Origin of the sequence: Pseudomonas sp. HY7a-MNA-CIBAN-0227, assembly GCF_040310325.1 — a bacterium.
Classification (GTDB): Bacteria; Pseudomonadota; Gammaproteobacteria; order Pseudomonadales; family Pseudomonadaceae; genus Aquipseudomonas.
The window spans coordinates 1-243 of record NZ_JBEOPT010000320.1 but is presented as its reverse complement, the minus strand read 5'-3'; the positions used below and the strand labels follow the sequence as shown (position 1 = coordinate 243).

The window sequence follows — 243 nt, the reverse complement described above, 5'->3', positions numbered from 1 at the left end:
CAGCACAACAGCCTGATCACGGCAGGTGACGTCACCCTCAACAGTGCCGGCGATACCCATCTGGCCGGAGCGCGTATCGACGCCGACAAGGTGCATGGCACGGTGGGCGGCGACCTCGTTGTAGAAAGCCGCAAGGACCAGGTCAACAGCACCCAGGTGAATGTTGACGCCAGGCTGGATGTCGAAAAAAACCAGCCGGGGGTGGTGGATAAACTGGCCAAAACCACCGGCCCGCTCAAGGAC

The 243-nt window shown here is 61.3% G+C and carries 1 protein-coding gene; it reads left to right on the top strand.

Annotated elements, in window-relative coordinates; all coding sequences use genetic code 11:
- On the top strand, positions 1-243 hold a 243-nt coding region (locus tag AAEZ06_RS28095; RefSeq protein ID WP_350617466.1), incomplete at both ends, for a hemagglutinin repeat-containing protein.